This window comes from uncultured Flavobacterium sp. (genome assembly GCF_951805225.1).
GTDB lineage: Bacteria > Bacteroidota > Bacteroidia > Flavobacteriales > Flavobacteriaceae > Flavobacterium.
Map to the genome: position 1 here is coordinate 1,859,703 of NZ_OX638201.1, position 13,684 is coordinate 1,873,386.

Consider the following 13,684-nt stretch of genomic DNA (forward strand, 5'->3'; position numbering starts at 1 on the left):
TATGTTATGAAAAAAAAATTACTCTTATTTATCATCTTTTTGTGTACATTCTTTGTACAACAAAACCTTAAAGCCCAAGCAACTGTCTTGGCGCCAGGTGATATAGCATTTATTGGTTATCAAGCGGGAACTCCAACCGATGGTTTCTCTTTTATCACTCTTAAAGATATCAATGCCGGAACGCTTGTATATTTTACAGAAGATGGCTGGGGAAACGGTTCATGGACTCCAACAAACGTCGAAACAAATTTATTGTGGACTGTTCCAGCCTTTACACCTGCTGGTAGAATTGTATCAATAGTCGAAAGTTCGGCTGATACTTTTACAGTTACAGGTACAACTGGAGTAACACTTGCGTCAGGTTCAGGTTTTAATCTTCCTAATGCCGGCGACCAAATATTGGCGTATCAGTCTGCAACGGGTCCAAGACCAGCGTCACCTACATTTATTGGAGGTATCCATGCAGATTATAACGCTTCAGATTATGACCCTGTAACAACATGGAGTAATGCAGCACAAGTAAGTTCATTTGGAGGATCTGAAAGTTCATTACCTCCTGGTTTAACCAACGGTGAAACTTGTATTTCGTTGTTTCCGGCAGGAGTTCCCCCTGAACAAAATAACAGTAAATACATAGGGACTTTAACAGGTACTACTGCTGAATTATTGGCAAAAATTAATAATCCTTCAGCCACATACTGGTCACATAGTACCGGAAACGTTGATTTAGGAATTACTCCTACTAGTTACCCTACACCTGCAGTATCTACTGTTGTAGTTGCAACTGTTACTACTACAACAGCTACAAGTGTTAAAGCTGTTTCTGCTGTAATGGGTGGAAATTTAACCGCAGATGGTGGTGACGCAACAGTTCAAAGAGGAATTGTTTGGGCGACAACTGCAGCTCCAACTGTTGGTGCTGATCATAAAGTTCAAAACGGAACGGGAACAGGAACATTTAGCGCGACAATAACAGGACTTCCTTCTGGAACAACTATTCATTACAGAGCTTATGCTACAAACAGTGCCGGTACCAGTTATGGTACTGAATTGACATTTAATACAGGTGCAGGTTTAAGTACCTCATCAACTCCACAAGTTGATGTACTTTGTAATGGAGCTTTAACTGGTTCAGCCACTGTTAATGTAACTGGTGGTACGTTAAATTATACCTATTTATGGTCTCCATCTGGAGGAAGCGCAGCAACAGCTTCTAATCTTGCTGCCGGAAACTATACGGTAACTATTACTGATGGTGAAAGCACACAAATTACCAGAGCTTTTACAATAACACAACCTGCAGTAATTGGAGGAGCAACTTCAACAACTCCAGTAACTTGTTTTGGATTAAATAATGGTACTGCAAATGTTAATGCAACAGGAGGTGTTGGATCATATACTTATGCATGGTCTCCATCTGGAGGTACCGCAGCAACTGCATCTGGACTTGCACCCGGAACTTACAGCGTTACTATTACAGATGGTAATGCTTGTTCAAGAACTATTTCTGGTGTTATTGTTGGAGGGCCAACAGCCGCTCTGACTGCAACTTCCTCTACAACAGCAGTTTCTTGTTTTGGAGGCGGTAATGGTACAGCAACTGTTACTCCGGCAGGAGGAACAGGAACGAAAACCTATCTATGGTCAAACGGAGCAACATCTGCTACAGCTACAAATCTTTCAGCCGGAACTTATAGTGTTACCGTTAAAGATGCAAATTTATGTTCTACAACTGTAACAGGAATCGTTGTAGGAGGACCTACAGCCGCTGTTAGCGGAACTTATGTTACTACACCGGTTTCTTGTTTTGGAGGAAATAATGGTAGTGCTACAGTTACTGCATCAGGAGGTGTTGGAGGATATACTTACTCATGGTCTCCATCAGGAGGTAGTGCGGCATTAGCAAATAATCTTACAGCTGGAACTTACAGCGTTACTATCACAGATAATAATGGCTGTCCAACTACTGTTTCTGGAATTGTAGTAGGCGGACCAGCAGCAGGACTTACAGCAATTGCAAGTACAACTGCTGTTAGTTGTTTTGGAGCATCTAATGGATCTGCAACAATTACAGTATCTGGAGGTACTCCAAATTATTCATACTTATGGTCAAACGGAGCTACCGGATCAACAGCATCTGGACTTGTCACTGGAACTTACAGTGTAACAGTTACTGATGCTAATTCATGTAGCCGAACTTTCAATAATATTTCAGTAGGAACAGTAACGGCTATAAACCCTACTCCAACGCAAGTAAATGTAAGTTGCAATGGAGGTAATACTGGTTCTGCAACGGTTACTCCTACCGGAGGATCGGGAACCTATACTTATCTTTGGACTAATGGCGCGACTTCAGCCACAGCATCAAATTTATTGGCAGGAAATTATTCTGTAACTATTACTGATTCTTTTTCTTGTTCAGTAACACAAGCTTTTACTATTACTGAACCAACTGTATTAGTAGCTTCTCAGAATACATTTACTAATCCGAGTTGTAATAGTGGAGCAAACGGATCTGCAACAGTTGCAGTTTCGGGAGGAACTACACCTTATACTTATTCATGGTCTCCATCTGGAGGAACTGCAGCTACTGCTTCAGGTCTTGAGGACGGTACATATACTGTTACCGTTACCGATGCTAAAGGTTGTATAGCAACTCAATCTTTTACACTTGTAGAGCCATCTGCTTTAGCGGTAACACCTTCTCATGTTGATATATTATGTAATGGAGCTGCAACTGGTTCAGCCAGTGTAGTTGTATCAGGAGGAACACCTGGTTATACTTACTCATGGTCACCTACAGGAGGAACTGCAGATACTGCTACAGGTTTAACAGCAGGGACTTATACGGTAACAATTACAGATAGTAAAAGTTGTTCTACTACAGAATCAATTACAATAACAGAACCAACAGCATTAACTGCTACAGCAGGGACAACCGTTAATGTAAATTGTAATGGAGATACTACGGGATCTGCTACTGTAAATGTAACAGGCGGAACTGGTTCTTACTCTTACTCTTGGTCGCCATCTGGTGGTACAGGAGCAACAGCCTCTGGATTAACTGCCGGAAATTATGTTGTAACTGTAACTGATGATAATTCTTGTTCAACAACTCAGAGTTTCACTATCAATCAACCTTCATTTGCACTTTCAGCAACTACAGCATCAACTGGAGTTAGTTGTTTTGGTGGGTCTAATGGAACTGCAAGTGTTACGGTATCAGGAGGAACACCAAATTATTCTTATTCATGGGCACCTTTAGGTGGTTCAACATCAGCTATTTCGGGCAGACCTGCCGGAGATTACACTTGTACAATTACTGATTCAAAAGGATGTACATTAACTAAAACTATTACAATTAGTTCTCCTACTCAACTATCTGGTACGATCTCAAAAGTGGACGTTTCATGTAATGGAGGAACTAATGGATCAGCAACTGTAACTCCAACAGGAGGAGTTGGTTCATATACATATTCATGGTCACCTACAGGAGGTAATGCTGCGACTGCATCAGGACTTGCTCAAGGAACTTATACTGTCACAATCCAAGATGGAAATACATGTGGCGCAACAGTAAGTGTTACGATAGATGAACCTGCACCTTTAACGGCATCAATTACTAAAACTGATGTATTGTGTAACGGTGGCGCAACAGGAACAGCAACCGTAACTCCATTAGGTGGAAATGGTTCTTATACATACATTTGGTCACCTTCTGGTGGAACTGCAGCAACGGCAACTGGTTTGACACCTGGAAATTACAGCTGTTTAGTTACCGATGCTAAAGGTTGTTTTGTATCACAATCAATCACTATTGCTGAACCTGCAATCTTAAGTGCTACAACATCTCAAATAGATGCAACCTGTTCAACAGGTGGTCAGGCAGCTGTAAATGTTAGTGGCGGTTCAATTCCATATTCTTATTTATGGTCTTCTGGTCAAACATCAGCAATAGTAACGGGATTAGCTGCTGGAAGTCATTCTTGTACAATCACAGATGCTAATGGATGTACGCTTACTAAAAACTTTTTTATTAATACAACGAATACTTTAGTTGCTGTTACATCTCAAACTGATGTTTACTGTAATGGTACAAATACAGGTTCAGCTTCAGTAATTCCATCAGGAGCACCGGGTCCATTTACTTATGTTTGGTCACCGTCTGGCGGAAATAGCGATACTGCAAGCAACCTTACAGCTGGAAATTATTCAGTAACAATTACATCTGCAAATGGTTGTTCTATTGTAAAAACCTTTACAATTACTGAACCTTCTGCTTTAGCAGTTACACCATCTCAAGTTGATATTTTATGTCACGGAGGAACTACAGGATCTGCATCTGTAGCTGTTACTGGCGGAGCTGGTTCTTATACTTATGCATGGTCACCTTCTGGCGGAACTGCAGATACAGCAACCGGACTTACTGCCGGAACTTATACTGTAACGATTACAGATGGCAATTTATGTCAAATAACTCAATCATTTACAATTACAGAACCTAATGCTTTTACTGCAACAATTGCTCCAACAAATGTTAGCTGTAATGGAGGAACTAACGGATCTGCAACTGTAACTGCAACCGGAGGAACTGGTGCATATACCTATTCATGGTCTCCAACTGGTGGAACTGCTGCAACAGCTTCAGGGCTTACTGCAGGAACTTATACAGTAACTGTAACAGATGCTAATAGTTGTACAACAACTGAAAGCGTTACAATAACTCAACCAAGCCCATTAGTTGCTTCTAATGGAGGTCAGACAGATGTTACTTGCAACGGTCTTAATAACGGATCTGCAACTGTAACTGCAACTGGAGGATCTGGTTCATATACTTATTCATGGTCACCTTCTGGTGGAACTGCTGCAACTGCAACTGGACTTAGTCCGGGAACTTATACTGTAACAGTTACTGATGGAAACAGCTGTACTGAAACACAAAGTTTTATTATTGTAGAACCAAATGTTTTAACAGCTTCGGCAGCAGGTCAAACGGATGTTTCTTGTAATGGAGGAACTACAGGATCTGCAACTGTAATTGCAGCTGGTGGATCTGGTACATACACATATTCATGGGCACCTTCTGGTGGAACTGCTGACACAGCAACAGGACTTGCTGCAGGAACTTATACAGTAACTGTAACAGATACTAACAATTGTACTGCAACACAAAGTTTTACAATCACAGAACCAAATGCACTTACAGTAATAATTGCTCCAACAAATGTTAGCTGTAATAGTGGAACAAACGGATCTGCAACTGCAACTGTAACTGGAGGAACTGGTTTATACACTTATTCATGGACGCCAACTGGCGGAAATGCAGCGACTGCATCAGGTCTTGCTGCAGGAACTTATACAGTAACTGTAACAGATGCTAATAACTGTACTACAACTCAAAGCGTTACGATAACTGAACCAAATGCATTAGTTGCTTCTGTAGGAAGTCAAACTGATGTTACTTGCAACGGTCTTAACAATGGATCTGCAACTGTAAATGTAACTGGAGGAACTGGTACTTATACCTATTCTTGGTCACCTACTGGTGGAACTGCTGCAACTGCAACTGGACTTAGTCCGGGAACTTACACTGTAACAGTTACTGACGGAAATAGCTGTACTGCAACACAAAGTTTTACAATTGTAGAACCAACTGTTTTAACAGCTTCGGCAGCAGGTCAAACGGAAGTTTCTTGTAATGGAGGAACTACAGGATCTGCAACTGTAACTGCAACTGGAGGAACAGGAACTTATACTTATTCATGGTCTCCGTCAGGCGGAAATGCTGCAACAGCTTCTGGACTTAGTGCAGGAACTTATACAGCAACCGTAACAGACGCAAACAATTGTACTTCTACACAAATTTTTACAATTACAGAACCTAATGCACTTACAGCATCAATTGCTCCAACAAATGTTAGCTGTAATAGTGGAACAAACGGATCTGCAACTGCAACTGTAACTGGAGGAACTGGTTTATACACTTATTCATGGTCACCTTCTGGTGGAACTGCTGCAACTGCAACAGGACTTAGCGCAGGAACTTATGTAGTAACTGTAACAGATGCTAATAGCTGTACTACAACTCAAAGCGTTACTATAACTCAACCAGCTGCTTTAATTGCTTCTGCATTAGGTCAAACCGATGTTACTTGCAACGGTCTTAATAATGGATCTGCAACCGTAAATGCAACTGGCGGAACTGGAACTTATACATATTCATGGTCTCCATCAGGTGGAACTGCTGCAACTGCAACTGGACTTAGTCCGGGAACTTATATTGCAACAGTAACAGATGCAAATAATTGTACAGCAACACAAAGTTTTACAATTACAGAACCAACTCCATTAACGGCTTCAGCAACAAATAAAACAGATGTTACTTGTAATGGACTTAACAATGGATCTGCAACTGTAACTGCAGCTGGCGGAACTGGAACTTACACATACGCATGGGCACCTTCTGGTGGAACTGCTGCAACTGCAACAGGTCTTAGTCCTGGAACTTATACAGTAACTGTAACAGATGCAAACAATTGTGTTGCAACACAAAGTTTTACAATTGCGCAACCAGCTGTACTAACAGCTTCAGCAGTAGGTCAAACAGATGTTACTTGTAACGGACTTAGCAATGCATCTGCAACTGTAACTGCAACTGGAGGAACAGGAACTTATACATACTCTTGGTCTCCATCTGGTGGAACTGCTGCAACAGCAACAGGACTTGCCGCAGGAACTTATATAGCAACTGTAACAGATGCTAACAACTGTACTGCAACACAAAGTTTTACAATTACAGAACCTAATGCAATTACTGCGACAATTACACCAACAAATGTAAATTGTCACGGAGGAGCTACAGGATCTGCAACAGTAACAGCAATTGGAGGAACTGGTACTTATACTTATTCATGGGCACCTTCTGGCGGAACTGCTGCAACAGCAACAGGACTTAGTGCAGGAACTTATACAGTAACTGTAACAGATGCTAATAGCTGTACTACAACTCAAAGCGTTACGATAACTGAACCAAGCTTAATAGTTGCTTCTATTACAGTTGACGCAAATGCTTCTTGCAATGGCGCAACTAACGGATCTGCAACTGTAACTGCAACCGGAGGAACTGGTGCATATACTTATGCATGGGCACCTATTGGAGGAACTGCTGCAACAGCAACAGGACTTGGCGCAGGAAATTATACTGTAACAGTAACCGATGCTAATGGATGTATCGCAACTCAAAGTATTATAATTACTGAACCATCTATCTTGACTGCGGCAACTACACAAACAGATGTAACTTGTCTTGGAGCAGCAGATGGATCTGCAACTGTAACTGCAACTGGAGGAACAGGTTTATATACTTACGCATGGTCACCTTCTGGTGGAACTGCTGCAACTGCAACAGGTCTTAGCGCAGGAAATTATACTGTAACTATTACAGATGCAAACGGATGTTCAGTGACAAAAGCACTAAGCATAATAACAATTCCTGATGTAACAGCTCCGGTACCTAATTTGGCAACATTGCCTGCGATTAATGCTAGTTGTTCAATTACTGCAGCTCAGATTCCTGTTCCAACAGCAACTGACAACTGTGCAGGAATAATTAATGGAACTACAACAGATCCTTTAAATTATACAACTGTTGGTGCTCACGTAATTACATGGAGCTATAATGACGGACACGGAAATATTTCAACTCAAAATCAAACAGTTAATGTAACAGCATCTCCTTTAGATCTTGTAACATTTATCGATACAGAGTTTACTTATAACGGAAGTCTTAATACTATACAAGTAGGAAATCTTCCTGCAGGAGCAACAGTAACTTATGCAATAACTCCTTCAACAGGAACGCCAAATGGAGCAATAAATGCAGGTGATTACAGCATAACAGCTACAGTAACACCATCTGCAAGTACGCCAAATTGTACTCCTGTAACTCTAACTGCGCAGCTTACAATTAAAAAAGCAGCACAACAGATTACTTTTGGAGCTATACCAGTTAAAATTCTTGGAGCAATTAACACCTTCAATTTAGCTGCAATTGCCAATTCAGGATTAGCAATACGTTACTCATTTACATCTCCTACTGCCCTGCCGGCTGCAAATGTTTCTGCAACTACAGGTTTAGTAAATTTGTTAAGAGCAGGTTCAATATCAATTACTGCACATCAGGATGGTGATAACAATTATTTACCAGCTCCAGACGTTACTCAACTTCTTGTGATCAAGAATAATGATGTATCAATTGCAAAAATTACTATTGGAAGCCAAACATTCCTTACTCCAGGTAATAATATTAAATACGTAATGGCATGTGATGAAAACAATCCAAGTGTTTCTATTGTAAATGAAACAAATGCGATTATTACTCCATCTGCTAACTTTAATATCAGTACTCCAAAACCGGGAATTTATACGCAAAACGTAACAGTTACTTCTGAAGATGGAAGTGTAAGTAATACTTATACAATCACTGTAGAAAAACCATTTGGATTCTTTGATATCGTTCGTCAAAAATTCAATAACGTACTTCTTGTAAATAACAATCCATTAACTAATGGAGGTTACGAATTTGTATCGTACGAATGGTTTAAAAACGGTCAGCCAATTGGAACAGGTCAGTATTATTCAGCAGGAAATGCTTTAGGAACAACATTAGATCCAACAGCAGATTACAGCGTAAAAATGACTACAAAAGATGGAAAAGTACTTCAGACTTGTAACAGTAAAATTACACTGGCAAAAACAGCAGAAGCGAAACTTTATCCAAATCCAATTCAGACTGGAAAAACAATTACTGTTGAAGCAGATTTCCCTGTAGAAGAATTAGCAAACATGCAAATTAGTCTATATTCTGTATCAGGTCAATTGATCAAAACGGTTAAATCGTCTTCAATACAAACTGAGATACAATTACCAGAAGCAGAAACAAGTATGTATATCGTAGTTGTTGAAACTGGTAATATCAAGAAAACACTAAAAGTAATTGTAAATAAATAATATCTGTCAGTGCTATTCATTCAATAGCACTGACATAAAAAACAATTAAAGATGAAAAAATATATAAACTATATAACATCAACATTGATGATTACGGTACTTTTAGGAACATCTCTAAAAAGTAATGCTCAGGATAAAAAACAAGAACTATCAATTTCTGTAGCAGGTCCATTTTCATTTCTGAAGTATCCTAGCGCAGGACAAGTAGTCCCTGGAAACGGAATCAGTGCCGGACTTCGCTATTCGTATTATTTAAACGAAGGCATAAGTATTGGTATTGGTGCAGAATATCAAACGTATCGTTCTGATGTAAAATTCGCGTATTTAGCAGGGCAATATACAACTACTGATGCCGAAAATGAATCATTTCAATTCAGATATAAAGCAACTCAATTAAGAGAGAAGCAAAATTTAGGATATGTGAATGTTCCAATTACGATTCAATATGAGAATCCGGGACCAACAAAATTGTATGTAGCTGCCGGTGTTAAAGTAGGATTCGCAGTAAGCGGAAACTACGAAACAAAAATGCACAATCTTACTACAAGCGGTTATTATCCACAATACAATGTTGAATTGTTTGGACCGACATTTGCAGGATTTGCAAGTACAGATGACGTTAAGGTAAGTAAGCAAGATGTTACTACTAAGACCTCTTATTCTGCTACTTTTGAAACAGGTCTAAAACAAAAAGTTGGAGACAGAAGTGCAATTTACATCGGACTTTATCTGGACTATGGATTAAATGACATAATAGATAAAAACAACAATAAAAATCTAGTCGAATATAATCCTGCATTGCCAGTACAACTGCACTACAACAGTTCACTTAATACCCAATTCACAAATAATATCAGATTGGTTTCATACGGACTTAAATTGAGATATGCCTTGAGATAAGTTTTTACAATTTAGATAATCTTTCCATAAAATGGGAAAAATTAAAAGCCGATTTTCTTAACGAAAATCGGCTTTTTTATTAATATATAATCCTCCACAATTTGTGTCGCTAGACACTAAATATTGGTAGAAAAAAATATGCGCAGAAATGATTTAGCGTGCCGTAGGTACGCAACAAAATAATAACAATTATGTACCTAAAGGCACGCCAACGAACAATGAGCCTATAGTTATTACCACCATTTTGTACCTAAAGGCACATCTTTTTTTAATACAAATTTTAAAACACAAAGTTAGCAAAGCTATAATCGATAAAGCTTTGCGAACTTTGTGTTTATTAAGCGCAATCTAAAAAAAGACCTTTGCTATCTTTGCGGTAAAAAAACTACCAATATTTTGTACCTAAAGGCAAATATCTTTTTCTTTAAAACACAAAATTCGCAAAGCTATAATTGATAAAGCTTTGCGAACTTTGTGTTTATTAAGCGCAATCCAAGAAAAAGACCTTTGCTATCTTTGCGGTTAAAAAAAAATCACTTCCTGTTTCTCAACCAATTCTCAACAGGTTCCAAAACAGTATTTACAGTAACAACCAAAAAAGTACAAATCAAAGCCTCAACAAAATACCCCGAAGCAGCAATACAGCCAATAGCCGCGCTGCACCATATTGTAGCCGCCGAATTTAATCCGTGTACATTGGCACCTTCCCTAAAAATAACTCCCGCACCCAAAAAACCAACGCCCATAACAACTTGAGCAGTAATACGCGTAACATCAATATTTGGTGCCGTTCCAGCCACTTTTATAGACAACAAAACAAAAGCTGCCGCACCGGTTGCAACCAGCATATTTGTTTTTAAACCAGTTTCTTTATGATGCCATTGACGCTCAAAACCAATAATTAATCCTGCAAACAAAGCAATTACGAGTCGGGTTAAAAATTCTGTAGTACTCAATATGATATGATTTTATAAGATTAAAAATAAAAGTTTCCAAAAGCAGATATTAGCTTTCTACTTCAACAGTTTGATTTTCTAATATATTTTTTAACTGAGGAGCAAATTCCAATCCCCATTTATCAATAGCAGAAATCAAAGGCATTAATGATTCGCCCTCTTCCGTTAGAAAATATTCTACACGCAGCGGAACTTCATAATAAACAGTTTTTCCTAAAAGTCCATGAAATTCCAATTCCTTAAGCTGGTTTTGCAATACGCGTTTCGTAATCCCCGTAATCGCATTAACCAAATCCTTGGGACGTTTTATACCTTTTGAAATTTCATCCAACAAACAAAATTTCCATTTAGAACCAAACACTTCCATAGCTACAGTAAGACCGCAGTTATAATCAATTGGTATTTTTCGCTGATACATAAAATATTCATTTAGTATTACAAAAATAGAAAACAAATATCGTTTTTATAAGAAAAATGAATAGGGATTAATTTATCACTATGGGATTAATTCGCCCCTTATTGTAGTATTTATCAATGTGTTTGATCTTTGCAATAGCAAATTTTAATAGAAAAAAAATGAAAACACTTGTAATTATAATTCATCCCAATCTCGAAAAATCCATTATAAACAAAAGATGGATCGAAGAATTAAATAAATATCCAGATCAATATACCATACACGATTTGTACAGTTTATATCCAGACGAAAAAATCGACATTAAAAAAGAACAAGAATTAGTAGAAAATCACGATAAAATTATATTTCAGTTTCCATTTTACTGGTTCAATTGCCCGCCTTTATTCAAAAAATGGCTCGATGAAGTTGTAATCTCCGGATGGGCTTACGGAAAAAATAGCCCTTATAAATTAGCCAATAAAAAAATAGCCTTAAGTATTTCAGCAGGAATTAATAAAGAAGATTACAGCCAAAACGGAAGATACAAATACACACTCGAACAACTAACGGCGCCATTTGAAGTTTCTTTCAATTACATCAAAGCAGATTACAAACCCTTATTTGCTTTTTACGGAGCAGAACACGAAGTAACCACAGAACAACTAGAAAATAATACAAAAGAATATATTTCATTTCTGGAAGCTTTGTAAACATAATTTTGTCATAAAGATCATCCACAATACAACCATAATCTTGTCATTTCGACGGAGGAGAAATCACACTAGAAACTCGACAAAGATTGGCAACAAACTAACCACAATCTTGTCATTGCGAGGAACGAAGCAACCTCACTAACATTAAGACACGAAATTTGATTTAGCAAATGTGATTGCTTCGTTCCTCGCAATGACAAAAAACAACAAAAAAACCTCTAAAATCAATACTTTAGAGGTTTTTATAAAATAAAAAAAAAAAGAAAAAAATACGCTACAATTTGCATCTAACATCTTGCCTCTTGCTTCTTGCTTCTAAAATCTTGCATCTAAAAAAAACTAATCCAGATCAAAAATTTTCCCCAAATGCTCTTCCATGATAAAATAAGGATCGTTAGTCTGAGTTACAGATCGCATATGAATTAAACTAGTTTTGCTCATCATTCTAAGCATTTGTCGGCGTTCGCATTTTACAATCTTGCCATTTTCTTCGCGTTGTCCCGCAACAAAAGCACTTCGCCCATGTGCGCACAAATGATTATTTACAAAGATTACATCACCGGAATTTGGCACATATTCACTATTTATAAGTTCCTTAGCCTCGTTCCAAAATTCAGTTAAATTATAAAGAGCTTCCGGAGTTTGTCCCGCATTTTCATTGAATATTTGTTCGGCGGCGTCAAAACGAATAAAAGGAAGTTGTCTGTTTCCGTATAAAACCGAAGCCGTTGGACCAGGAATTGCCTGATCATCATCATAATTAGCATCTTTTGGACACTGATAAATCGGATCAAATAATTTTTCCATAGTCTCATTAACTTCACCGTGAGAACGAATCGAATATAAAGTTGAAGGAACCCTTTCCTCATTTCTTAAATAAAGAAAACTCAAAAAGTCAGCCTGATTGCTCAAAAAAGCATCTTCGGTATGAACGTACAAATCCGTTTTAGAACCTGATCCGGTTTGAGTTGCAGCCATTTTTTCGTCAGGAATCACAGCGTGCAAAAGTCCTCCACCCTTTCTTTGCGCATAATATTGCACCGGTTTAGAAGGAACTGCCCCGTGAAGAAGCGAACATATAAATCCGTATTTATTCAGCTTTGCATAATCAGCGCCTTGCCAGTTTGGAGGTGTTGGCCCTAAATCTTCCTGATCTACTTCCAAAAGACCCTGAAAAACAATTGCCCCATATTGATTAGCAGAAAAATCAGAACCAAACTGACTCAAAATTCTACTAAGGCGTTCCGGAAGCAATTGAAAAGCGTGAAGATGAAGCGCGGCAATATAATCGGGGTTTTCATAATGATCAAAAGCTTTCACTAAAAGATTGCCAACATTCGACAAAATATTCCTTTCCTGAGGCGTAACTACTACTATTAATGGCTTTGTAGGAATTTCAAAACTTAAACTTGTTTTCGCAGGCCTTTCCTCTGCAATAATTGATTGTGATTTCATTTTTTCAATTCATTTATAGTTATTAAAAGATGTGGGTGATAAAATTTACAATTACTTAATATTCAATTAAATAAAACTTAAACATTAGATACATATGTTTTAATATGTACGGACATTCGTATAAAATTTTTAGCATTTATTTTTTTTATAAAGATTAATTTATACATTTGTCAAACACTATTCTTATTTATTCTAAATAATAATTACTTACAAATATATTTTTATTTAATCAAAACAAAAAGAATTTTCTTAAA

General features: G+C 37.9%; 6 protein-coding genes. 3 read left to right on the forward strand and 3 right to left on the reverse strand.

Annotation, left to right across the window (positions count from 1 at the left end; all coding sequences use genetic code 11):
• Positions 1 to 6 precede the first annotated feature (6 nt).
• Positions 7 to 9,009 carry a T9SS type A sorting domain-containing protein gene (locus tag WN975_RS07860; RefSeq protein WP_337966040.1) on the forward strand — a complete coding sequence of 3,001 codons (9,003 nt, stop codon included), beginning with the start codon at positions 7 to 9 and terminating at the stop codon, positions 9,007 to 9,009.
• A 51-nt stretch (positions 9,010 to 9,060) separates the two neighbouring features.
• The gene (locus tag WN975_RS07865) at positions 9,061 to 9,909 is read left to right on the forward strand and encodes an outer membrane beta-barrel protein (protein WP_337966041.1); all 849 of its coding nucleotides are present in this window, start codon (positions 9,061 to 9,063) and stop codon (positions 9,907 to 9,909) included.
• A 533-nt stretch (positions 9,910 to 10,442) separates the two neighbouring features.
• Here the strand turns inward: WN975_RS07865 and WN975_RS07870 are convergent.
• On the reverse strand, positions 10,443 to 10,865 hold the full coding sequence (locus WN975_RS07870; protein ID WP_099708117.1) for an MgtC/SapB family protein: 423 nt from the start codon (positions 10,863 to 10,865) through the stop codon (positions 10,443 to 10,445).
• A 49-nt stretch (positions 10,866 to 10,914) separates the two neighbouring features.
• Positions 10,915 to 11,283 carry a helix-turn-helix domain-containing protein gene (locus WN975_RS07875; RefSeq protein ID WP_099708118.1) on the reverse strand — a complete coding sequence of 123 codons (369 nt, stop codon included), beginning with the start codon at positions 11,281 to 11,283 and terminating at the stop codon, positions 10,915 to 10,917.
• 158 nt (positions 11,284 to 11,441) lie between these two features.
• Here WN975_RS07875 and WN975_RS07880 point away from each other — a divergent pair, with 158 nt between their 5' ends.
• Complete coding sequence (locus WN975_RS07880) at positions 11,442 to 11,972, forward strand: NAD(P)H-dependent oxidoreductase (protein ID WP_337966042.1); 531 nt, start codon at positions 11,442 to 11,444, stop codon at positions 11,970 to 11,972.
• A 342-nt stretch (positions 11,973 to 12,314) separates the two neighbouring features.
• Here WN975_RS07880 and WN975_RS07885 read toward each other — a convergent pair whose 3' ends face one another.
• Complete coding sequence (locus WN975_RS07885) at positions 12,315 to 13,430, reverse strand: taurine catabolism dioxygenase TauD (protein ID WP_337966043.1); 1,116 nt, start codon at positions 13,428 to 13,430, stop codon at positions 12,315 to 12,317.
• Positions 13,431 to 13,684: the final 254 nt, after the last annotated feature.

Excerpts from the sequence above, each read along its gene's own strand:
- WN975_RS07860 (WP_337966040.1), top strand. The coding sequence starts at position 7 with ATGAAAAAAAAATTACTCTTATTTATCATCTTTTTGTGTACATTCTTT.
- WN975_RS07865 (WP_337966041.1), top strand. The coding sequence starts at position 9,061 with ATGAAAAAATATATAAACTATATAACATCAACATTGATGATTACGGTA.
- WN975_RS07875 (WP_099708118.1), bottom strand. The coding sequence starts at position 11,283 with ATGTATCAGCGAAAAATACCAATTGATTATAACTGCGGTCTTACTGTA.
- WN975_RS07880 (WP_337966042.1), top strand. The coding sequence starts at position 11,442 with ATGAAAACACTTGTAATTATAATTCATCCCAATCTCGAAAAATCCATT.
- WN975_RS07885 (WP_337966043.1), bottom strand. The coding sequence starts at position 13,430 with ATGAAATCACAATCAATTATTGCAGAGGAAAGGCCTGCGAAAACAAGT.